This window comes from Gramella jeungdoensis (assembly GCF_023805255.1).
Classification (GTDB): domain Bacteria; phylum Bacteroidota; class Bacteroidia; order Flavobacteriales; family Flavobacteriaceae; genus Christiangramia; species Christiangramia jeungdoensis.
In genome coordinates this window covers 296,231-318,133 of record NZ_JAMSCK010000001.1, presented here as the reverse complement: position 1 = coordinate 318,133, position 21,903 = coordinate 296,231, and the positions used below count along the sequence as shown (strand labels likewise).

General features: G+C 40.0%; 21 protein-coding genes. 7 read left to right on the top strand and 14 right to left on the bottom strand.

Annotated elements, in window-relative coordinates; translation table 11 throughout:
• Window positions 1–5: 5 nt before the first annotated feature.
• Complete coding sequence (locus NE848_RS01510; protein WP_252110449.1) at window positions 6–1,454, bottom strand: peptidylprolyl isomerase; 1,449 nt, start codon at window positions 1,452–1,454, stop codon at window positions 6–8.
• Window positions 1,417–2,277: a peptidyl-prolyl cis-trans isomerase gene (locus tag NE848_RS01505; RefSeq protein WP_252110448.1), complete on the bottom strand. Its 861-nt coding sequence runs from the start codon at window positions 2,275–2,277 to the stop codon at window positions 1,417–1,419. Before NE848_RS01505 ends, NE848_RS01510 begins: the two co-directional genes overlap by 38 nt.
• 196 nt (window positions 2,278–2,473) lie before the next feature.
• Here NE848_RS01505 and NE848_RS01500 point away from each other — a divergent pair, with 196 nt between their 5' ends.
• Both NE848_RS01500 and NE848_RS01495 read left to right on the top strand, forming a co-directional pair.
• Window positions 2,474–2,926, top strand: coding sequence for an SRPBCC family protein (locus NE848_RS01500; RefSeq protein WP_252110447.1), 453 nt, complete (start codon window positions 2,474–2,476; stop codon window positions 2,924–2,926).
• Between the two features lie 71 nt (window positions 2,927–2,997).
• A complete protein-coding gene (locus tag NE848_RS01495; protein ID WP_252110446.1) occupies window positions 2,998–3,540 on the top strand; it encodes an OmpH/Skp family outer membrane protein in 543 nt (180 codons plus the stop codon).
• Between the two features lie 72 nt (window positions 3,541–3,612).
• On the opposite strand, the gene guaB is transcribed toward NE848_RS01495, so the two are convergent.
• Complete coding sequence (guaB, locus tag NE848_RS01490; protein WP_252110445.1) at window positions 3,613–5,085, bottom strand: IMP dehydrogenase; 1,473 nt, start codon at window positions 5,083–5,085, stop codon at window positions 3,613–3,615.
• 209 nt (window positions 5,086–5,294) lie between these two features.
• Between guaB and NE848_RS01485 the strand changes: the two genes are divergently transcribed.
• Window positions 5,295–5,537, top strand: coding sequence for a hypothetical protein (locus tag NE848_RS01485; protein WP_252110444.1), 243 nt, complete (start codon window positions 5,295–5,297; stop codon window positions 5,535–5,537).
• Here NE848_RS01485 and NE848_RS01480 read toward each other — a convergent pair.
• The 7 genes from NE848_RS01480 to NE848_RS01450 all read right to left on the bottom strand — a co-directional run bounded on the left by NE848_RS01480 (window position 5,527) and on the right by NE848_RS01450 (window position 14,472).
• Window positions 5,527–7,992: a TonB-dependent receptor gene (locus tag NE848_RS01480; protein ID WP_252110953.1), complete on the bottom strand. Its 2,466-nt coding sequence runs from the start codon at window positions 7,990–7,992 to the stop codon at window positions 5,527–5,529. The genes NE848_RS01485 and NE848_RS01480 overlap by 11 nt on opposite strands.
• Window positions 7,973–9,334 (bottom strand): HTTM domain-containing protein, encoded by a 1,362-nt coding sequence (locus tag NE848_RS01475; protein WP_252110443.1) that lies wholly within the window; start codon window positions 9,332–9,334, stop codon window positions 7,973–7,975. Before NE848_RS01475 ends, NE848_RS01480 begins: the two co-directional genes overlap by 20 nt.
• Before the next feature lie 4 nt (window positions 9,335–9,338).
• Window positions 9,339–10,442 carry an imelysin family protein gene (locus tag NE848_RS01470; protein ID WP_252110442.1) on the bottom strand — a complete coding sequence of 368 codons (1,104 nt, stop codon included), beginning with the start codon at window positions 10,440–10,442 and terminating at the stop codon, window positions 9,339–9,341.
• A gap of 53 nt (window positions 10,443–10,495) precedes the next feature.
• Window positions 10,496–11,704: a DUF4856 domain-containing protein gene (locus NE848_RS01465; protein WP_252110441.1), complete on the bottom strand. Its 1,209-nt coding sequence runs from the start codon at window positions 11,702–11,704 to the stop codon at window positions 10,496–10,498.
• 131 nt (window positions 11,705–11,835) lie between these two features.
• A complete protein-coding gene (locus NE848_RS01460; protein ID WP_252110440.1) occupies window positions 11,836–12,699 on the bottom strand; it encodes a hydroxymethylglutaryl-CoA lyase in 864 nt (287 codons plus the stop codon).
• A 122-nt stretch (window positions 12,700–12,821) separates the two neighbouring features.
• Window positions 12,822–13,436, bottom strand: a complete 615-nt coding sequence (locus NE848_RS01455) for a LysE family translocator (protein ID WP_252110439.1) — start codon at window positions 13,434–13,436, stop codon at window positions 12,822–12,824.
• 13 nt (window positions 13,437–13,449) lie between these two features.
• Window positions 13,450–14,472 carry a quinone-dependent dihydroorotate dehydrogenase gene (locus NE848_RS01450; protein WP_252110438.1) on the bottom strand — a complete coding sequence of 341 codons (1,023 nt, stop codon included), beginning with the start codon at window positions 14,470–14,472 and terminating at the stop codon, window positions 13,450–13,452.
• A 201-nt stretch (window positions 14,473–14,673) separates the two neighbouring features.
• Here NE848_RS01450 and pepT point away from each other — a divergent pair, with 201 nt between their 5' ends.
• Window positions 14,674–15,921 carry a peptidase T gene (pepT, locus tag NE848_RS01445; RefSeq protein ID WP_252110437.1) on the top strand — a complete coding sequence of 416 codons (1,248 nt, stop codon included), beginning with the start codon at window positions 14,674–14,676 and terminating at the stop codon, window positions 15,919–15,921.
• 9 nt (window positions 15,922–15,930) lie between these two features.
• On the top strand, window positions 15,931–16,524 hold the full coding sequence (locus NE848_RS01440) for a YdeI/OmpD-associated family protein (protein WP_252110436.1): 594 nt from the start codon (window positions 15,931–15,933) through the stop codon (window positions 16,522–16,524).
• Window positions 16,525–16,576: 52 nt separating this feature from the next.
• Here NE848_RS01440 and yajC read toward each other — a convergent pair whose 3' ends face one another.
• The 4 genes from yajC to NE848_RS01420 all read right to left on the bottom strand — a co-directional run bounded on the left by yajC (window position 16,577) and on the right by NE848_RS01420 (window position 19,522).
• Window positions 16,577–16,870, bottom strand: coding sequence for a preprotein translocase subunit YajC (gene yajC / locus NE848_RS01435; RefSeq protein ID WP_252110435.1), 294 nt, complete (start codon window positions 16,868–16,870; stop codon window positions 16,577–16,579).
• An 8-nt stretch (window positions 16,871–16,878) separates the two neighbouring features.
• The gene (locus NE848_RS01430) at window positions 16,879–17,337 is read right to left on the bottom strand and encodes a DUF1573 domain-containing protein (protein WP_252110434.1); all 459 of its coding nucleotides are present in this window, start codon (window positions 17,335–17,337) and stop codon (window positions 16,879–16,881) included.
• A gap of 53 nt (window positions 17,338–17,390) precedes the next feature.
• On the bottom strand, window positions 17,391–18,335 hold the full coding sequence (gene nusB, locus NE848_RS01425) for a transcription antitermination factor NusB (RefSeq protein WP_252110433.1): 945 nt from the start codon (window positions 18,333–18,335) through the stop codon (window positions 17,391–17,393).
• A gap of 83 nt (window positions 18,336–18,418) precedes the next feature.
• Window positions 18,419–19,522 carry a Glu/Leu/Phe/Val family dehydrogenase gene (locus NE848_RS01420; protein ID WP_252110432.1) on the bottom strand — a complete coding sequence of 368 codons (1,104 nt, stop codon included), beginning with the start codon at window positions 19,520–19,522 and terminating at the stop codon, window positions 18,419–18,421.
• 131 nt (window positions 19,523–19,653) lie between these two features.
• Between NE848_RS01420 and NE848_RS01415 the strand changes: the two genes are divergently transcribed.
• A complete protein-coding gene (locus tag NE848_RS01415) occupies window positions 19,654–21,411 on the top strand; it encodes an ABC transporter ATP-binding protein (RefSeq protein WP_252110431.1) in 1,758 nt (585 codons plus the stop codon).
• Between the two features lie 73 nt (window positions 21,412–21,484).
• Window positions 21,485–21,871: a PUR family DNA/RNA-binding protein gene (locus NE848_RS01410; RefSeq protein ID WP_252110430.1), complete on the top strand. Its 387-nt coding sequence runs from the start codon at window positions 21,485–21,487 to the stop codon at window positions 21,869–21,871.
• Window positions 21,872–21,903 lie beyond the last annotated feature (32 nt).

Genomic DNA, 21,903 nt, shown 5'->3' with positions numbered 1-21,903 from the left:
TATTCTTAGTTTTTCACCCAATCACTGGTGTAATCGCAATCCCGATATTTACCATTCACCTTGATATAGGTATCAGAAATTTTCTCTTTTTGCCATTCGGCGATCGCATCCAGCTGTTTATCTCTCAAAGCAAGTTCCTTGATCTTAAGATAATCTGTGGCATAATCTGCCTTATGCTCAGGAATCTTTTTGGTTACCTTAATTATTTTGAACTGAGGTCTTCCCGTTCTGTCCTGCTGGGTAAGCACCAGCGAAACCTCACCTTCTTCTAGACCTTCCACCTGTTTAAAAAGTTGAGGATCTATCTTGGTAAGTTCAAACCTGGTATCTCCGGTACGGGGATTAATAAGTTTACCTCCTTCATTTTTCGTCTCTTCTTCATCGGAAGCCTCTCTTGCCGCAGCTGCAAAATCGAGTTCTCCTGAAACCACTTTGCTTCTGATAGTATCGATTTCGGCACGTGCTGCTTCCACAGATGCATTTGTTACATCGGGGATAAGCAATAAATGCCTAAGCTCAACGGTTTGCCCCCTTATTTTATCTATCTGAATGATATGATAACCAAATTCAGTTTCAAAAGGATCGCTTATTTCACCTTCCTGAAGACTGAAAGCCACATCCTTGAATTCCTTTACAAAAGGATCTTTCCTGGTAAGAGTAATTCTTCCTCCATCAGAGGCAGTACCTGGATCCTGGGAATAAAGCACCGCTTTTGTTGAGAAACTTGCTCCGTTATCTTCTATATCAGCTTTGAATTCATTCAAACGATCAATTACTTTTTGTCTTTCAGATTCAGGAATTTCAGGCTCAATCACTATCTGAGAAAGTTCCACCTCGGTCCCAAACATTGGCTTCTCCTCCATTTCATCAAAATACTGTCTAACCTCCTCGGGTGTTACTTCAATATCTTCAATGATCTTTTGCTGCATCTGCTGGGCAAGCTGTCTTTGCTTATTGATCCTGAATAGCTCTTCTCTAAGCTCAGCTTCAGTTTCCTTATTATAGAATTCAAGAATCTTATCCATAGAACCCGCCTGCTGAACAAATCCCTGTAACTGCTGATCTATCATACCGTTGATCTGCGAATCGGGAATTATTATACTATCCTGTATTGCGTGGTGAGCATATAGTTTATTTTCCATAAGGGATCCCGCCAGATTACAGTCGGTCACCTCAGCAGTAGAAATACCCTGGCTCTGCATATCCTTATACATAAGATCTATATCGCTTTCAAGTATGATATAATCTCCTACCACTGCAGCAATTCCATCAACCTTTCTGCGCTGGCTGCCTTGTTTATTTTCTTCGGCTTTCTTCACTTCAGCATCAGGCTGTATGGAAGTACTATCTGTAACTATCACCTCCTGAGCCTGTATAAAAACAGGAAGTATCATTAAAAGGCCTGCGAGAACCGGTTTAATTGAAAATTTCAAATTCATTATTTTTAATTGCATCTTTAGTAATCTCTTTTTCTAATTCCTTTATTAACGCCTGTTTACGTTTATTTAGTAATATTTCCCGTATGGTTGCAGAAGCATATTCCAGAGGAGCCCGATCATTTCTGGTCAAGACATCATTTACGTATACAAGATACACATTTAGCGAATCCTGCAATTCCATAAAATTAGATTTCTTAAGCAGACTGGATCTGTCTTCTACTGATAATGGAGCGATCTTATTATAAACAGACTTGGTTTTTACCCAAACAGAATCGTTCATCGAATAATTCTTGAATTGCAAGGCAATGTCTGTAAGGTCGTTCTTATCTTCTTCATTGAACCTTATAAACTTTCGTTTTATTTCTTCAAGATTATTACTATTCTTACTCAAATTTATATACCTCAGTTTTACCAGGTCTTCATTGAGTATAAAATTCTCTTTATTCTGTTCATAATAGTTCGATATCTCTTCCTTATTCAGAGAAGTATCAAGATCTCTTGACACCACTGCCTCGGTATAAGCATTGGTATAAAGCTCGTTCCTGTAATTGTTCACCAGATCATTGAACTCTCGTTGCTGTGACTCGGGCAAATTTAGTTCAGCCCTGTCTATCAGCAATTGCTGTGTTGCCCAGCGAGTGATATAATTTGAAACTATAAGTGCACTATCTTCCGCCGAAGTATTTTCATTTATAAGCGATCTGATGTCATTCTCATATAAATAAGAGTCGTTCACTCTAACCACTACCTTTCGATCATCGGTTTGCTGAAAATAATCACAACTAACCAAAATCAGGGAGATTAGACCAAAAATGAATCCACTAAAATTTTGCTTCAAAATCAATTTTTTTAGCACCACACAATTTGAATGCCAGAAGAGGTCCTGATCAAGTCAAAAGCCTTCATCCGCGCAAAAATAAGAATTAGTTAAGGTTCTGCAAGCTAAAGGCATAACGAAAACAACAGATTTAAATTATAAATTTCCGGAATATTTAATTCCTCTGTATCTTTAAAACACGACAAATCAACTCATTATGAAATATCAACAGGAAATCACCATTGCATTGCCCCGAAATGAGGTAGTAGAAAAGTTCTCCAATCCTGATAATATGAAGCACTGGCAGGAAGGTTTCATCTTTATGAAGCCAATAAATGGTGAACCTGGAGCTAATGGTTCCCAGAATCTTCTGAAATATAAAATGGGAAAACGGGAGATCGAGATGACCGAAACCATACTTAAGAACAATCTACCACTTGAATTTGCTTCTACCTATGAGGCGAAGGGAGTTTACAATTTTCAGAGGAATAGATTCCTGGAAACACCGGAAGATCATACCCAATGGATCTCGGAGAATGAATTTCGTTTTAAAGGATTTTTGAAGGTCATAGGATTTCTTATGCCCGGTGCTTTCAAAAAACAATCGAAAAAATATATGGAAGATTTTAAGGCCTTCGCAGAAGACGGAAAAAGTGTACTGGACGACTAAGTTTTCATTTTTCCAAATTAAAATGGCTATATAAGCTTCAGGCTGTTATATTTGCGAAAAAATATTTCAAAATGAAACAATTAAGTTTAGGAATTCTATTATTATTCATCGCGTTTTCTGCAAATGCACAGTCTAAGATCGGAACTATAGATGCCGAGTACATACTTTCACAAATGCCTGAGAATACTGAAGTGAATGCAGGGCTGGATGCCTACAATAAGGAACTTCAGGGCGAACTTCAGACCAACATCAAGGAATATGAAGCCCTGGTAAAAGACTATCAGGATACCAGTGCCGATCTTACCGAAGAAGAAAAAAAGGAAAAGGAAAGCAAGATCATCGAACTTGAAAACAACATCAAAGGATTCCGCCAAAAGGCTTCCGTAATGATGCAAATGAAAAGAAATGAACTTACCGGGCCTTTGTATGAAAAGATAGATAAAGCAATGAAAGAAGTGATCGCCGAAGAAGGTTTCACCCAGATCTTTCATTCCGGAGCAAGCGGACTTGCTTTTTCAAGAGTTGAGGATGATATTACCTTAAAGGTAATGGACAAACTGGGAATTGAACCACAGGATCCACAACCAGAACCAGAAAATACTGTAGAAAACTAGAAAAGAAAGTTGATATAAACCAAAAAAGTCCCGCATGCTGCGGGACTTTTTTATCTATATTCTTTACTGATTTTATCTGCTATAATTAGGAGATTCTTTGGTAATGGTCACATCATGCGGGTGACTCTCATGAACTCCGGCAGCTGTAATCCTTACAAATTTCCCGGTCTCCTTAAGAGTTTCAATATCTTTTGATCCGCAATAACCCATTCCTGCTTTTAAGCCTCCAACGAACTGGTGTATGCTTTCCTCAAGATCTCCTTTGTATGGCACCCTTCCTACAATCCCTTCAGGAACCAGCTTCTTGATATCATCTTCCACATCCTGGAAATACCTGTCTTTAGAACCTTTTTCCATAGCTTCTACAGAACCCATTCCGCGATAAGACTTAAATTTACGTCCTTCATAAATAATGGTCTCACCTGGTGATTCTTTAACTCCCGCAAGCAATGAACCCAGCATCACACAATCGGCTCCCGCTGCAATGGCTTTGGGAATATCTCCGGTATAGCGAATTCCACCATCGGCGATCACAGGCACCCCCGAGCCTTTAATAGCAGCAGCTACTTCCAGAACCGCAGAGAATTGCGGAAAACCAACCCCGGCTACCACACGGGTAGTACAAATAGATCCAGGACCAATTCCTACTTTAACCGCATCGGCTCCAGCTTCTACAAGATATTTAGCTGCTTCGCCGGTAGCAATGTTACCCACTACCACCTCCAGATCTGGAAATTTGTTTTTTATCTCTTTAAGAACATACACTACGCCTTTTGTATGACCATGAGCTGTATCTATAATTATGGCGTCTACTCCAGAATTAACCAAAGCTTCAGCACGGTGAACAGCATCTGCGGTAACCCCCACAGCTGCCGCGACTCTCAACCGACCATAAGTGTCTTTATTGGCCATTGGTTTCTGAGTAAGCTTGGTAATATCCCGAAAGGTGATCAGTCCCACCAGCTTGGCATCCTTATTTACAACGGGAAGCTTTTCAATTTTGTTCTCCTGCAAAATATCTTCAGCATCATCCAGAGAAGTTCCTTCAGAAACGGTCACAAGATTTTCTGAAGTCATCACCTCAGAAATAGGACGATTAAGATTCTTTTCAAACCTTAAATCCCGATTGGTAACGATCCCTAAAAGCTTACCATTGTCATCTACTATAGGAATACCTCCAATACTATGTTCTCTCATGGATTCTTTGGCATCTCTCACTTTGGCAGAAACAGGGAGTGTTACAGGATCGATGATCATTCCACTCTCAGCACGCTTCACTTTTCTCACTTTCAGCGCCTGCTGCTCAATGGTCATATTCTTGTGAAGAACACCTATTCCGCCTTCCCTGGCCATAGCAATAGCCATTCTGGATTCGGTAACGGTATCCATCGCTGCTGAAACGATAGGAACGTTGATTGGTATATTTCGTGTGAATTTGGATTGGATACTTACTTCCCTTGGCAGAACTTCAGAATAAGCCGGAACTAACAGTACATCATCATAGGTTAATCCGTCTCCAAGTATTTTTGATTCGTGTGCGGTCATTGCAATTAAGGATTTAATTGCATGCAAATATAAGGCTAATAAGTGAGAAAACTTAAACTGAGTCTGTTAAGTATTTTTAACTAAAAAATATGGCACTGGCTCCAAAAATTCAAAGCACTCAAACAGCCCACTATAACTGTAAATCAGTAATTTATATTGTTTCTTATCATTTCCTGGCGTACTTTAATTATTTAAAAATCACCGCAATCATGAGTATAAGATTAGGAAACAGCTGTATGAACTGTGAAAAGTTCAGAAATGATTACTGCCTTAAGCACGAAACAGCAGTAAGCGTTCAGCATACCTGTGACAGTTTTAAAATGAAAGCCAGCCTGAAGGATGAGCCTAACTGCCTGAATTGTGCACGTTATCAGAATCCTACCTGTGCCAACCCACAAAAGGCGGCACCGGGAATGCTTTGCAATCACTGGGCACCCCAGGCTACAGCTTAAACTGAAGCGTGGTATACCAGGTTAAAGGCTGGGCAGGAATTATGCCGGGGCCGGGATATCCCGTTGCCCTCCTGGTAAAATATGTATTATTCAGAAGGTTATTTATACCTGCTTCCAGCTTAAATTTACCAAAGCTATAAGAGGCTGAAAAGTCAATTATTCCATAAGCAGGAATACTTCCCTCTATCCCACGCTGGTTATCGTTAACATCCTGTGGTGCATTGGTGGCATCGGTATATTGTTTAGACAGGTACGTATACTGTAGCCCCGCAAGGAAATTTCTATAACCAAAATTCAATCCCGTTTTTAGGTTTACTGCAGGGATAAATTCCACTTCGTTACCCTCTACATTCGTAGCCTCTGAAGATATATATTCAGATTTTGTAAAAGCGGCGTTCACGAAAGCGCTGAACCTGTAATCATCGGCCCACTGGAAAAACGCATTTCTAAGATTCACTTCCCCGAATGTTTCTAGACCATAAATAAACGCGTCCCCAATATTCCCGCGGAATCTTACAATTCTTCCAGTCTCTACCATTTCACCTTCAGCATTTTCACGAACTTCCGGTTTAAGGATCTCTCCTATCCTTTCATTATATTTTAAGGCAAACACACTTGCGTCGTAAGAGAAAACATCACTTATCCTTCCCCTAATTCCAAGGTCTGAAGTAAAACCTTCCTCGTCGCTGATATTTGGATCTACCTGGAATACCGGGTTGATCACGCGTATATCATTAAAGGTAACCGAACGGTAGTTTTGCGAAAAATTTGCGTAAAGTTCGTTGGTGGAGTTCAGGTTATAGCTGCTTCCCAACCCAAGAAGCACAAAGCTTCTTTCAAATTCCCTGTTATCTTCAATTGTCTTATTCTGAAGCACATTGCCGGCAAGGTCTAATATAACAGACTTATAATTCCCGTGCGCAGCGGTATTGATGTATTCAAATCTGAAGCCAGGGGTGACTGAAAGATTATTGGTGATATTGAATATATTTTCCCCAAAGATCGCTATGTTTTGATTAGGGAATTCAAATTCTGACTGCCGTGGATAATTAGGAAACTGCGAGGTAGCCAGTTCAAAATCGGGACCGGAAGTAGCACTACCAGGACCTTGTTGCTGGCTATTATCGGTTTCATAATATTTACTTCCTAACAGCAGGACCGATTCTTCTCCAAACAGCTTATATCTGGTAAGCAGCCTTGCCTCGGCGCCCCAGTTTGAAAAATTATCTATCAATAATTCCCTGGGAGTCGTGGGATCATCAGCCTGGGAAACACGGTTCTCCCTGAAACCAACAGCTTTCCTGGAAGCATCAAGCCCAAAAACATTCAGACTGAAATCAGTCTTTTCCGAAAACTTATGCTCCAGTTTCGCTGAATAAAGATTCCAGTTCACATCGAACCAGTTTCTCTCCCTGTTGCTAAAATCGGGATCCCTGTAAAACTGTGCATCGGTAAGTCCACCAGGTTGTTGAGCCAGATAGTCCAGAAATGTATATTCAAAACTCAGCTTCGTTTTATCACTAAGCTGCCAGCCAACATGGCCAAAAGCATTATGAGAATCATATTCGGAATTAGGTCGGAAACCATTCCCTCCCTTATAATTGTAATAGGTATAATAACTTACATCTCCCAAAGTCCCGCTCAGACTATTGAAACTCGTGAACATATTATAAGAGCCCACCGACTGACGGGTTAAAAATTCTATCTTTTTCTTTGAAGGTTCCTTAAACCTGAAATTGATAAGACCACCAAATTGAGTTCCGTACTGCAGGGAAGCGGCACCACGTACAACCTGGATCTCCCTTAGAGCCTCTGGTGGTGGGGTATAATAACTTTCAGGATATCCAAGCACATCGGCTGAAATATCATAACCATTTTGACGGGTGTTGAAGTTCTGAGTACGATTGGGATCAAGTCCTCTCCCTCCAATATTCAACTGAAGTCCGGCATCACCATTGTCATAAATATTCAATCCAACCACCTGATTATAGATCTGTCTGGCATTATTTGCGGCCATGTTAGCGGTCACCTTGTCCATTAGCACCACTTCGCTCTTCTTACCGGCATAGATTGAAGTACCTTCAACTTTCCTAAGTTTTCTTAAGGCAAACAATTGTTCTCTTCTGGCTGTTAATACAACTTCACTAAGGCTTTCAGACAAAGGGGTTAAACTAAAGTCTGCTTCAGCATCTGCAGAAATGGAAACCTCTTGTTCCATGATCTCATATTCATAACTAAACACAGCGATATCATAAGTTCCTTCCTGTAAGCCTCTTAATTCATAGAAGCCATTTTCATCAGCCACGGCCACCTTTCCGCCGGTCTTATTCCAGACCTCGGCACCCGGAACCGCTTCGCCCGTCTCTGCCGAAGTCACTTTTCCTGATAATTTAAATTGCTGTGCCTGGGCGACCAGACCTATAAAGAATAAAAAACTAAAGACCTTTAATCTCATCATCAAATGGTAAAATAAATGTTTTGTGCCTGAAGGAATCGTCGAAATTAAGCAAATTGACTTCAGGATCTATATATGGCCGGCTTTTCCGGCCATTAAGTGCTACATAACTCTCTACGTAGACCTCAATATTCTTATGCCCGTCCTTTCTGAAATGATCGGCGAGAAACTCAGCATATTCAAGAATAAAATCGGGTTGGGAGGCCATTTGCTTTTCCTGGAAAGGAGTAAGAAAATCTGAATTATCCACATAAAACCTTCGGCCTGTTTCGCCATCAACGATCTTGAACTGTGCATAGCCCACCTTCTCCATTAACATGACCCGCCATGAAAAGCGGAAGCCTTCCTCTGTCCAGAACAATTCCCCCGGATACAACAAATAGCGCCAGGGAAACAGGATCTGTATCATAAAAAAAATAGCGATCACCGAGGTGGTTATTTTTCTGGTTAAAGGAGCAAAAACAAGCTTTCTTGCATTATCAAACCTGGATTTATTTATTTTGAAAATTCCGGATACCACTTCAAGGATCCTGTGATGAGTTTGGGGACTAAAAAATATCAATGCGCTTACGATCATTATATAAGGGAACATCCCGATTGGGAATAATACTCTTGTTAGCACATGAAAAATGATCACAAAGAAAAAGGCCACCAATCTTGTTCGCCTCCATAAAAGAAAGAAGGGGATCAAAAGATCGTACAACATGCCGCTCCAGCTAAAGGCATAATGTATCCACTGCTGCTGAAGCAGATCACCAAGGAACGGGACATCATAATTAGCCGGAAGCCATATCTTCAACGGCATCGCCCTGAAAAGCCAGTCTGAATTGATCTTTGCAAGACCTGCATAGAAATAGACGATTCCGAGCAATAATTTGACGGAATCAACACACCAGCGGGGAATCTTTTGAAATATTTTATTCGGGTCTTTAAGAGCGTCTAAAGAAAAGTAAGCTGAGGCGGGTAAAAAGATCATTAGAAAACTAAGGATACTTATAAAGTAATAATGATTTAGATAAGTGGTCTTATCCATCAATTCTATATAAGTAAAGCTTAGAAAGAAAGTAATGATCGCAAGGCGGTATTTGTACCCCATTGCTACCATTAGTGCAGAAATACCGCAGATCACGAAAATAAAATAGGTGAAACCCCCAAGCGGTTTCACCCATTCAAATCCATAATATGAAAAGAAAAATTTAGGAGTTATGTATAGTTTCTCGATCCAGCCATTCAGCCAGAATCTAACTATACTGGCAAACATCATGATCCCAAAGAACAAACGAAAAACCGCGAGCGGGGCGGCTTCCGTATAAGAGTTCAGATATCTGCCAAGACGACCCATAAATTTAGTCACCGTCAGAATCTACATAATCAATACCTATATAAAGTGCCTGGATCATGTCAACTTTCAGTAACACAACTGCTTTTTGAAGCTCATCAAAAGCTTCCAGCATGCTTGTATTATTGGTCTCTACCTGCGATTTCAAGCTTGTATCAAGAGTTTCAGCCTGAGACAGGATCAAATCTAGCTGTGAATTGATCAAAGAACTAAGCTCAGTACTTTCTTTCATGCTTTCCATGTAATCCAGGTACTGGCTGTAGCTTTTGCCTCTCTCATTACTTCCAAAGTGTTTCCCATTAAAGAAATCCTGGAAGTTATCTAATGCTCTTATATATAGTTTTTTGGAAAGATCGCCGGCATAATAAGCTTCAACATTCTGAGGCAATGGATCACCTGTAAAGGCACCAGCCGGATAACCTATTTTTCCAGATCTTATGAACTTCTCAAAGTACATGATATAATCATTCGTAAAAACATCAATAGATCCGGTACTTGAAGAGCTTGTATTGCTTACGAAATTATCCCTAAGCTCACCCTGCCATGCAGCATTCACATCAATTGTAAGAGAATTAATCCTTGATGCCACATCCATAAGGTAGTTCTTGTATTTTTCAGAACTGTAAACCGAAACGATCTCCGCATCGGTTCCTGCTACTCCGAAAAGAAGGTAATCCAGTGCTGGAAAACCCTGCTCGGCATAGCTTGAAGGTAATGTAAGATTATAGTCTCCTGCTTCTATTTTGCTTTCAATATTAGAAACATTGGCAGGATAGGTATTAAGATAGTTCCTGAAATTAAGCTCCATGGCTTTCCCAACCTCGAACATAGACACCGTTTGAAAATCCAGGTAAGCGGTTTCAAAGGCAGCTCTTAGCTCTACAAGGTTTGCTTCTGAAGGGTCTGTCACGAAGGCATTTGTCCTATCCTCCAGGCTCTGGGTAGAGTTGCTAAAGTTTGCAAAAGCAGGAACTATAATATTATCAGCCCAGTTCTTAAGCATGCCTTCACGGTCAAAACTATCAGGATTTATCCCGCCACCTCCATCGTCAGAGGAACAGGCTGAAAAAATTAATGTTAATACCAATAAAAAACTTGAAATCTTCTTCATTTTCCAAAAAATTTAAAAAGCCGGAACCTGATGGCTACGGCTAATTTTTTTAATTATGCTTCCTCTACCGAAAAACCAAACGCGGTAGCTATCTCTTCTGAAATAGCATCCAGTGTTTCAGGAGTTACATCCCAGAAGCCATTACCGTCAAGCAGATCTTCTTTAAATGAGTCTACCTGGGATTTAGTTAAATATGGCGCTCCAGTAGCAGGATCGTTTGTAAATCTTAAACTATATACGAATCCGAAACCTTCAGAAAGTTCATGGAAAGCAGCACCATATTCCTGGCTTTCCAAAGCTGCCTTTCCTCCCTTAAGATAATGCACGGCTCTTATCGCGATTACTTTTGAAATATTCTCACGTATGATGGCTACCTGCTCATCACGGAGCTCATAATCTCCTGCAACGATAGCAGCACGCCCTGTTTTAAAAGCTTCAAAGGTTTCTTCAGCAATTCCTGAAAAATCATCATCTCCATCAACTCTACCAAGATAGTTGAACAACAAATGATCTTCGCTTTCATTAAGAACCGAATTAGGATCTGTTGTAGGAACCGATGGATCTCCATACAAATATCCGTAAGCTTCATCCCATTTATGTTCCATGGTAGTGTAGTTCTTACCTTCTTCGGTTATACCGGCTTCATTATTCGCCCGGTTTTCGCCTTCATCAAGAACAGGCTGAGACAGATAATTGTTCAGCATTTGATCTACGAGTAGCGCCCCGATAAGACCCTTCGCAAATGCCTGGTTCATTTCCAGACCTTTCGCGTTTACATACCTAAAACCATCACCATCAGCGATCTGCCCCGCCTTCCCGGCTTCAGCAACCTCGTTTCGGTTTGAATAAACCTCATTCATCTGAGTGGAGATATATGATTCAAAATCGGCTTTGATCTCACTGCTTTCAACAGTATTCGTTGAAAAATAAAGATTCGAGGCTGCTATCTTAGATTTAATATTTTTTGACGACTCGTTAAGTTCTGATTTCGAAAAAGGGTTCCCATCGTTAGAAAACATATTTAACAGAAGGGCTTCAGTTGAATTATCAAAATCATTGAAACTACCTATAAGTTCTGCAGACATTTGAAGCCGGGTAGTTTGCCCGCTATAAGAAACGGTGCTCATACCATCGCGCTCAAAATTATAAGTGTCAGGAATTTCTACAGAGTTTTCTCCTTCCTTTATTATTGAATCATCGTCAGAAGAACAGGATGCCAGGGTTAATCCCCCAATAACCAAAGCGAATAATTGCTTTTTCATGTTGTTTATTTAGACTGGTTTAAAATAATTTCTGCCGGCAAATATACAGTCCACTTTTGGGTACAACAAGTTTATTTAGATTAATTTTAAATAATATTTATATATAATAATATGCTTTCCCATAAATACTATTAATGATAGACATTGAAAATTTTGGATGCTTCGTTATAAGCTGACTCGAAACTGGTCATTTTTATATTAGCATCGGCCTTGGCAGAATTAAAATAAGAAAGCATCTTCTCTGAAGGCATATTTCCTGTTAATTCATCCTTAGCCATAGGGCAGCCACCAAATCCCTGGATGGCGCCGTCAAACCTGGAACACCCGGCCTTAAACGCGGCATCTATCTTCTCATGCCATTTTGAAGGAGTGGTATGCAAGTGAGCACCAAATTCGATATTCGGATATTCCGGAATAAGATTGGAAAAAAGATAATCGATGATATCTGGTGTTGAGGAGCCAACAGTATCAGAAAGTGATAATATCTTCACTCCCATCGCTGATAGTTTCTCTGTCCAGCTTCCAACTATCTCAACATTCCACGGATCCCCATAAGGATTCCCAAATCCCATACTCAGATAGGCAACTACCTCTTTACCATTCCCATCGGCGATATTAAGGATTTCCTGTAACACCTCAACCGATTCTGCAATGGTCTTATGTGTGTTACGCATCTGAAAGTTTTCGGAAATCGAGAATGGATACCCAAGGTAGTCTATCTCCTCAAATTGGGAGGCATCCTGCGCTCCGCGAACATTGGCCACAATAGCAAGAAGTTTGCTTGAGGTTTTTGAGAGATCAAGCTTCTCCAGTACCTGGGCCGTGTCTTTCATCTGCGGGATCGCCTTGGGAGATACAAAACTTCCAAAATCCACGGTGTCAAATCCACAACGCAATAATGACTGTATGTACTGGGCCTTTTTCTCGGTTGGAATAAATTCCCTGATACCCTGCATGGCATCCCTGGGACATTCGATCATTTTGATTTTCCGCATACGCCCAAAGATAGTATTTTAAGGAAAATTGAAAAAGAATAAGGATTTATTGATAATATTAAATTTTGGCTGGCTAGAAAGATGTTTAGGCGTTAATTCTTCAAGAGATTTAGACCCCTGTATTAAAGGAGGATTAGTATAGCGATCAGGATAAAGATCACCACCTGCATCCATTTGAGGAACCAGCCAGATTTAGGATGAGATTTTATAAATACCGAGATCTTATCGGCCATCATGGCTACCAGGCTGAAGATGATCAAAGCCTGTAGCATGAACAGAACCCCCAGGGTATAGAACTGAGCCACGGTATTTCCCTCGGGTTCCCACAAAAAACCGGGAAAGAATGCCAGAAAAAAGATGCTCACCTTGGGATTGAGAACGTTCATCACGAAGCCCTGTTTAAAAAGACTGAACATACCTTTGTTCCTGATCCCTTCAGAAGAAAAAGCGATTTCGGGATCGCTTTTATAAACCTGCCAGGCCAGATATAAAAGATAAGCAGCTCCGAATATCTTTATGATGAGAAATATATTTTCAGACTGCTTGATGACCGCCGAAACTCCGAAAGCCACTAGACTGGTATGTATCAGTATACCACTCACCAGCCCGAGTGCGGTGACCACCCCCTGCTTATATCCATACGCCATAGACCTCACAAGGACGTAAATGATGTCCGGACCCGGTGAAAATGTTAAAAGTATGGAAGCCGTTAGAAAAGGGATTATTTGATCAAGCATTCTTTAAGCAATTTTAAATGCCTTTTTCAAGTATCTTTTGATTAATATCCCTGATCAGTGCCGGACCTTCGTAAATAAAACCGGTATAGAGCTGCACAAGGCTCGCACCAGCCTCAAGTTTTTCAATAGCATCTTCTGCTGAATGAATACCTCCCACACCAATTATCGGAAAGGAGTTATTGCTTTTCTCCGAAAGAAACCTGATCACCTCTGTAGATCGTTTAGTCAGCGGTTTACCACTAAGCCCGCCCGTTTCATACTTATTTTCAGATTTCAGACCTTCTCTTGAAATAGTAGTATTCGTAGCAATGACACCCGCAATTTTTGTTTCCTGGACTATTTCAATAATATCCATCAGCTGATCATCTGTAAGATCAGGCGCTATTTTTAGTAATATCGGCTTTGGATTGGCCTTTGCCGCATTTCTTTCCTGAAGGGTATTCAGAAGATTTTTAAGCGGGTCCTTGTCCTGCAGCTCCCTTAGGTTAGGTGTATTTGGCGAGCTTACGTTCACCACAAAATAATTCACATGATTAAAGAGCGCCTCGAAACTGTAAACATAGTCATCTACCGCTTTTTCATTAGGAGTAATCTTATTTTTCCCAATATTACCCCCAATAATCACATTTTTATTCTTCTTTAATCGCTCCACCATCTGCTCAACGCCTTCATTATTGAAGCCCATACGATTGATGATGGCCGAATCTTCCCTTAACCTGAAAAGCCTTTTCTTTTCATTGCCGGGCTGGGGCTTAGGCGTGACCGTTCCAACTTCAATAAACCCGAAGCCAAGAGCTGAAAGTTCATTGTAAAGCTTAGCATCCTTATCAAATCCTGCCGCCAGACCAACCGGATTCTTAAATTTAAGACCGAAAATCTCTCTTTCCAGTCGGGGATCATCCACCTGAAATTTGGACCTTAAGAATGGAACTGCACCGGGCATCCTGCAAAATTTTCTTAAAAAATCAAAAGTGAAATAATGGACCTTTTCCGGATCGAATTTGAAAAGTGCGGGCCTTATTAATGATTTATACATACTGGACGGTTTGTGCAAAAATAAAATGAATTGGGAAATTGTCTATATGAAATTGGCTTAAATAAACACATCCATTTATCGATTATAAAACCAGGCGAATTGCATCTGACCTTAAATAATTAATAAAATTGCTTGATGAAAACTTAAAAGGTTTTGAAGCAGTAGTCTATATATGTATTTTTGAAGTCAAACCCAACCATAATGACCAATAAACAACATATAATTGACAGGTTCTTCAGTTATGTGAAGATCGATACTCAGAGTGATCCAAAAAGCTCCACAACGCCGAGCACTGAAAAACAATGGGATCTCGCCAATAAACTGGTTGAAGAACTCAAAGAAATAGGCCTTGAAGATGTCACCATAGATGACAATGCTTATGTAATGGCCACCCTGCCAGCCAATGTGGCTCACGAAGTGCCCGTGATAGGTTTTGTCTCACATTTCGATACAACGCCAGATTTTTCAGGAACCAATGTGAATCCGCAGATCATTGAGAATTATGACGGCAAGGATATCGTCTTAAACAAGGACAGGCATATAGTGCTTTCGCCAGATTATTTTGAAGACCTGCTTCAGTATAAAGGCCAGACCCTTATCACTACAGATGGCACTACTCTTTTAGGTGCCGATGATAAAGCCGGGATTACTGAGATCATGACTGCCATGCAGTACCTCGTTGACAATCCAGATATTCCGCATGGAAAAATAAGGATCTGCTTCACCCCTGATGAAGAAATAGGAAGGGGTGCACATAAATTCGATGTTCAGAAGTTTGGTGCAGAATGGGCCTATACCATGGATGGCAGCCAAATAGGAGAACTTGAATATGAAAATTTCAACGCGGCACAGGCAGTTGTACGAGTGGAAGGTAAAAGTGTACATCCGGGTTACGCCAAAGATAAAATGGTGAACAGTATGTATATCGCCCAGGATTTTATCAACTCCTTACCGAGACTGGAAACTCCCGAGCATACTGAAGGCAGGCAGGGTTTCTTTCATCTAACCAGTATTAAGGGAGATGTAGAGGAAACCGTTCTGGAGTATATCATTAGAGATCATGAAAAGGAACATTTTGAAGCCCGCAAACAGGTGATGCAGGACCTTGTTAGTGAGATTTGTTCCCAGTATGAAAGAGAATGCATAAGCATTGAGATCACAGACCAGTATTACAATATGCGGGAAAAGGTTGAACCTGTAATGCATATTGTGGAACTGGCCCAAAAGGCTATGGAAGAGGTAAACGTAAAACCTATAATCAAGCCTATTAGAGGAGGAACCGATGGTGCACAATTGAGCTTCAAAGGTTTGCCCTGTCCAAACATATTCGCAGGAGGACATAATTTTCATGGGAAATATGAGTATGTACCTGTAGAGAGTATGCAGAAAGCAGCCGAAGTTATCGTTAAACTGGCCGAACTTACTGCCAAGAAATACGAGGAATCTTAATTTTAAGCTATGCCAGTCAAGAACGTAGAAGAATATATTAACTGTCACTCTTACTGGGAAGAGGAGTTGAGACAGTTGCATGAAATGATCCTTACCACCGAACTTAAGCCTGAGATAAAATGGGGTTCACCCGTCTATACCCTGGATGGCAAGAACGTGGTTGGAATCGGAGCTTTTAAAAATCATTATGGCCTATGGTTCTTCAATGGAGCATTACTTAAAGAAAATACCTCACTTCTTGTAAACGCTCAGGAAGGAAAAACAAAGGCGCTAAGACAAATAAGATTTAAAAAGGGCGATGAAGTAAGAACTTCAGTACTGCTACCTTATATTAAAGAAGCAGTCCAGAATCAGAAAGAGGGTAAAGAAATAAAACCAGACACTAACAAAGAACTGGTTATTCCTGAAGAACTGAGCACCGCACTGGATAACGACCAGGAACTGAAGGATTCTTTCAACAGGCTTACACCTGGCAGGCAAAGGGAATATGCTGAATATATTTCTGAAGCAAAAAGAGAAGCCACAAAGTTGAGCAGGTTAGAAAAGATAAGCGCAATGATAAAAAACGGGGTTGGGTTAAACGACAAATACAAGAATTGTTAGAATAAAAAAAGCAGCTTGAAAAAGCTGCTTTTTTTATTAAAAACTGTTGTCTTTATTTTTTATCCTTTACAGGTTCATTCAGTTTTTTGCTCAATTCCATCGAAATTGATGAGCGGTCGAATGTAATTTTTCCTGCTCCGGTTTCTATGATCACCGCATTATTTTTTTCGCTAAAATCTACAATCTTACCATGCATTCCGCTCTTTGTTACTATGCGGTCTCCTTTTTTAAGTTCTGCGGCAAAATTCTTTTCCTGTTTAGCTTTTTTCATTTGTGGGCGTATCATAAAAAAATACACCACCACAAACATTAAAATAATTGGTGCAAACTGCGTTAATTGATCCATATATGCGTTTAGCTCTGGGTTTCGTCAGCTTCTACAAAAGCCTTGATTTTAATTTGTTCTTTTCCTGACTCGGTATTAGCACTTACTGTAACTGTCTTAGTCACCTGTCCGTTTCCTGAACCATTAAATTTTACAAGCATTTCACCACTTTCCCCAGGTGCGATAGTCTCATTCTTAGGATATGTTGGCACTGTACAGCCACAAGAACTTGAAGCATTGGTGATCACCAGGGGAGCTTTACCCGTGTTGGTGAATTTGAAGACATGCTCTACGTTAGTTCCTTTAGCAATGTTTCCAAAATCAAATTCAGTTTCCTCAAAGGTGATCTCTGGGTAAACGGTTTCCTGTGCGTCACGCTCTGCAGCGGTCTCTACATTCTCGGCCTTAACCTTATCTGAGGCATTATCTTTACATCCGGTGAACAGCATCGCCCCGACTGCTGCAAACATCAAAATTGCTTTTTTCATGGTGAAGTTATTTTGTTTAATTTCTAATCGATAAAAATAATAAAATTTCTTTACTACATAAGTCCCCGACCAGTTTTATTTAGCTTGTCTTCTGCCTGATACTCCTTGGAAAGTTTATCAAGAACTCCATTGATAAAAATACTGCTTTTTGGAGTACTGTACTCTTTGGCAATTTCAAGGTACTCGTTGATGGTAACTTTTACAGGGATGCTGGTGAATTTCAAAAATTCACAGATCGCCATTTTAATCAAAACCATATCAACCTCAGCGATACGATCTTTATCCCAATTTGGAGTTTTTCCCAGCATTTCTTCCGAAAGTTCCTCATCGTTGAGATAGGTCTTCCTGAAAAGTTTAAGTGCGAACTCCTTATCCTCTTCGTTCTTAAAAAGCTGAGTGATCTTCTTATCCCTCCCAGTCTTCTCCTTCAGTTTTTGAAGAAATTTAAGGATGGCCGTATTTACCAGAGGAAGGTCGTCCACCCAGGTTAACTTCTTATCTTCAAGATAATCGTATAATTTATCATTAGGAGCAATAATCTCCTTAAAGATGGAAATTATAAAATCCTTGTCCTCTTTAAAACTGGTTTCCCGGGTCTCCATGTATTCCTGGTAAGCCAGGCTGTTGCGAACTTCATTCCAGATTATAGAAACATATTCATCGTCCTGTTTCCATTGATTGATCTTATGTTTTTCCAGGGCATCCTGTATACTTTCATTCTCGTTGAGAATCTCAAAGATCTTGTTATCTACGAATTTCCGGTTAGGATCTTTTTCTTCGCTGGTAGCGAGATATTTTTGCTGGGATTTTTCCAGGTAGGTTTCTGCATGTTCTCTTATTTCGGTGATCAGACTTATCTGAAGAAGAAACAGATCATACATTTCCTGCATACTTTTAAGCAGGAACTTCTCTTCGGTGGCAAGGTTATCATTCTGGCTTTGGTTAAAGGCATAAAGCGACTGCATTACTTTAACCCTGATATGTCTTCTTGTCAACATAATTGTAAAAGAACTTTTAGAAATTAAAAAGGGCGAAAGTCATTTACTTTCGCCCTGCAAAAATATCAATAAATTGGAACTGGCTAATTCAAATTCTGTTTTTTTCTGTCTTCAATTCTCTGTTTTGCGATCTGCAAAGCAGCAAAATGCGTCGTAATCTCATCTTTTGCCGCCTTATCAAGTATCTTAAGAGTAGTATTATAAATATTTTCGGTCTTACGCATAATTTCCTGTTTATCGTAATTTTCAAGCTCGGCATATACGTTTATAATTCCACCGGCATTGATAAGGAAATCTGGAGCATATACGATTCCTTTCTTCTGAAGTATCTCACCATGCGCTACCTCATCGGCCAGCTGGTTGTTCGCAGCTCCAGCAATGATATCTACCTTTAACCTTTCAATGGTTTCATCATTTACTGTTGCTCCAAGTGCACAGGGAGCATAAATATCAACATCGGCAGAATAAATATCCCTTTCGGTAAAGATATGTGCTCCATATTTTTTGCTTACCTCCTGAAGTCGGTCTTCGTTGATATCGCTAATAAATACTTCGGCTCCGTCACCGGTTAGGTATTCTACCAGGGTTTCACCAACATGCCCTATTCCCTGTACCATCACCTTTTTACCTTCAAGGTTATCGGTTCCATACTTGAATTTAGCAGAAGCCTTTAGCCCCATAAAAACACCATAGGCCGTGATTGGAGAAGGATTACCTGCTCCACCTTTAGATTCGGAAATCCCTGTTACATAAGGAGTCACCTCTCTTACCGTATCCATATCTGAAGTCTCCATTCCCACATCTTCTGCAGTTATGTATTTTCCTCCAAGAGAATGCACAAACTCACCAAACCTTTTCATAAGTTCAGGGGTCTTATCTTTTTTGGCATCTCCAATGATCACCGCTTTTCCTCCACCAAGGTTCAAACCTGTGATCGCACTCTTAAAGGTCATCCCTCTTGAAAGACGTAAAACATCGTTCAAGGCCTCCCATTCACTGGTGTAATTCCACATACGGGTACCGCCAAGTGCCGGTCCTAAAACCGTGTTATGAATACCAATAATTGCCTTTAAACCTGTATCTTTGTCGTTGCAAAAAACGATCTGCTCATGATCGTCGAAAGATACCTGCCCGAATACCGGTGCAGATTTTTTTAGTTCTTTTGCATTTAGAACGTCAACTTGCATAGTTTGATGATTTTAAGTTTTAGGGATTTCTGAATATATCAAAAAATCCGCCACAAAAATAATAATATTTTAAATCGAAGGGTTTAAATACGTGTTAAATTACACATTCTTCAATAATCCAATATTTCTGAATGAAAAACCTTCAGCATCTTAATAAATATTTCTATAAGTATAAATGGAGGCTTTTAATCGGCCTTATCATTACAATAGCAGCCAGAATCTTTGCTATCTACTATATCCCTCTTATCGGCCAGAGTACAGTGGTGATAGAAGACTATATAAACGGTTCGATCACCGATATTTCAAAAGTGAAAAGTGAACTTGCCTACAATATCCTTTTAATTGTTGGAACCACGCTCATTTCAGCATTCTTCACCTTTCTGATGAGACAAACATTTATCGTGGTTTCCAGGCATATGGAATACGACCTGAAGAATGAAGTCTTTCAGCATTACCTTGACCTATCTCTAAACTTCTACAAAAAGAACCGGACGGGGGACCTTATGAACCGGATAAGCGAGGATGTTTCTAAGGTGAGATTATATCTGGGTCCAGCTATCATGTATAGTGTCACGACCTTTACTTCAACCGTAGTGGTTCTTATTTTTATGCTTCAGGCAGCGCCCATGCTTACGCTTTATACTGTAATTCCGCTCCCCATTCTGGCATATGCCATTTATAAACTTAGCGTAGCCATCCACCAGCGTAGTACTATTGTACAACAATACCTTTCTAAGCTTAACACTTTTACCCAGGAAAGTTTTAGCGGGATCGCGGTGATCAAGTCTTATGGCATTGAACCTCAAACCAACAATAACTTCACCGACCTTTCTAACGGAAGCAGGGATAAGAATATTGATCTCGTAAAGGTACAGGCATTCTTTTTTCCATTGATGGTACTGCTTATAGGAATCAGTAACATTATTGTGATCTATTTTGGCGGAAGACAGATAATCTCGGGACAGATTGAAAATATTGATGTCTTGGTAGAATTCATCCTATATGTGAACATGCTTACCTGGCCGGTAGCATCTATTGGGTGGGTAACTTCACTGGTACAACAGGCTGAAGCTTCGCAGGAACGTATCAATGAATTCCTGGGTGAAGAACCAGAGATCACGAATCCTAAAAGTGAACCTGATACGATAAATGGAAGCATAGAGTTCAAAAATGTTAGTTTTACTTACGACGATACTAACATCACCGCCTTAAAAAATGTTTCTTTCACCGTTAAGAAAGGAGAAACCCTGGCGATCATAGGAAAAACGGGGTCGGGCAAATCTACTATCCTGGAACTTATAGGAAGGCTATACGATATTGATAATGGGGAAATTCTTATAGACGGGCGAAATATCCACGAACTCAACCTGGAAAGCCTGCGTAAAAGCATTGGTTATGTACCTCAGGATGCATTCCTGTTTAGCGATACGATCAAGAACAATATCAAATTTGGTAAAACAGAAGCTGCTGAAAAAGAAATCATTGAAGCTGCTAAAAATGCTTCTGTACATAAAAATATTATAGGCTTTAGCAAAGGTTATGAGACCGTACTGGGCGAAAGAGGGATCACTCTTTCCGGTGGGCAGAAACAAAGAGTTTCCATAGCCAGAGCTATTATTCATGACCCCGAAATTTTATTGTTTGATGATTGCCTTTCAGCCGTAGACACCGAAACCGAGGAAGAGATCCTGAATAATCTTTTCCAGATCACGAAAAATAAAACTACCATTATTGTAAGCCATAGAATCTCATCGGCCAAAAATGCCGATAAGATCATTATCCTTGAAGACGGTCAGATCGTGCAAGAAGGCACGCACCAGCAGCTTCTGAATACAGATGGCTATTACAAGGAGCTCTATGCAAAACAGTTAAATGAAAAAGAAATGTGAAAATATTTTGTTAGATGTTAAAATTTTTTAGATTTTTGGACTCGACAATAACAACCATTAAAGAATCTATTTTATGAGCGACAAGGGAATGATGGAGAAAGAAGAAATATTCTCTAAAGTTTTAAGAGCCGGTAGAAGAACTTATTTTTTCGACGTAAGATCCACCCGGGCTGACGATTATTATCTTACCATTACCGAAAGTAAGAAGTTCACAAATGATGATGGTTCTTTCTATTACAAAAAACACAAGATCTATCTCTACAAGGAAGATTTTGATGGTTTTAGAGAGATCCTTGCAGAGATGACCGACTTTATCATCAACGAAAAAGGAGAAGAGGTAATAAGTGAACGTCATCAAAAGGATTTCAAAAAGGAATATGAAGATGACAATCAGGAGAAAACAACCTCTAATTCATCTAACCCGGAAAAATTTACTGATGTAAGTTTTGACGATATTTAATTAGAATCTTATCAGATATCCCGAACCGTCCC

Bases quoted from the DNA above. Each gene is read 5' to 3' on its own strand.
- pepT (WP_252110437.1), top strand. From the start codon at position 14,674: ATGACCAATAAACAACATATAATTGACAGGTTCTTCAGTTATGTGAAG.
- NE848_RS01495 (WP_252110446.1), top strand. From the start codon at position 2,998: ATGAAACAATTAAGTTTAGGAATTCTATTATTATTCATCGCGTTTTCT.
- NE848_RS01460 (WP_252110440.1), bottom strand. From the start codon at position 12,699: ATGCGGAAAATCAAAATGATCGAATGTCCCAGGGATGCCATGCAGGGT.
- NE848_RS01450 (WP_252110438.1), bottom strand. From the start codon at position 14,472: ATGTATAAATCATTAATAAGGCCCGCACTTTTCAAATTCGATCCGGAA.
- NE848_RS01475 (WP_252110443.1), bottom strand. From the start codon at position 9,334: ATGGGTCGTCTTGGCAGATATCTGAACTCTTATACGGAAGCCGCCCCG.
- yajC (WP_252110435.1), bottom strand. From the start codon at position 16,870: ATGGATCAATTAACGCAGTTTGCACCAATTATTTTAATGTTTGTGGTG.
- nusB (WP_252110433.1), bottom strand. From the start codon at position 18,335: ATGTTGACAAGAAGACATATCAGGGTTAAAGTAATGCAGTCGCTTTAT.
- NE848_RS01440 (WP_252110436.1), top strand. From the start codon at position 15,931: ATGCCAGTCAAGAACGTAGAAGAATATATTAACTGTCACTCTTACTGG.
- guaB (WP_252110445.1), bottom strand. From the start codon at position 5,085: ATGACCGCACACGAATCAAAAATACTTGGAGACGGATTAACCTATGAT.
- NE848_RS01485 (WP_252110444.1), top strand. From the start codon at position 5,295: ATGAGTATAAGATTAGGAAACAGCTGTATGAACTGTGAAAAGTTCAGA.
- NE848_RS01480 (WP_252110953.1), bottom strand. From the start codon at position 7,992: ATGAGATTAAAGGTCTTTAGTTTTTTATTCTTTATAGGTCTGGTCGCC.
- NE848_RS01420 (WP_252110432.1), bottom strand. From the start codon at position 19,522: ATGCAAGTTGACGTTCTAAATGCAAAAGAACTAAAAAAATCTGCACCG.
- NE848_RS01510 (WP_252110449.1), bottom strand. From the start codon at position 1,454: ATGCAATTAAAAATAATGAATTTGAAATTTTCAATTAAACCGGTTCTC.
- NE848_RS01455 (WP_252110439.1), bottom strand. From the start codon at position 13,436: ATGCTTGATCAAATAATCCCTTTTCTAACGGCTTCCATACTTTTAACA.
- NE848_RS01465 (WP_252110441.1), bottom strand. From the start codon at position 11,704: ATGAAAAAGCAATTATTCGCTTTGGTTATTGGGGGATTAACCCTGGCA.
- NE848_RS01500 (WP_252110447.1), top strand. From the start codon at position 2,474: ATGAAATATCAACAGGAAATCACCATTGCATTGCCCCGAAATGAGGTA.
- NE848_RS01410 (WP_252110430.1), top strand. From the start codon at position 21,485: ATGAGCGACAAGGGAATGATGGAGAAAGAAGAAATATTCTCTAAAGTT.
- NE848_RS01430 (WP_252110434.1), bottom strand. From the start codon at position 17,337: ATGAAAAAAGCAATTTTGATGTTTGCAGCAGTCGGGGCGATGCTGTTC.
- NE848_RS01415 (WP_252110431.1), top strand. From the start codon at position 19,654: ATGAAAAACCTTCAGCATCTTAATAAATATTTCTATAAGTATAAATGG.
- NE848_RS01470 (WP_252110442.1), bottom strand. From the start codon at position 10,442: ATGAAGAAGATTTCAAGTTTTTTATTGGTATTAACATTAATTTTTTCA.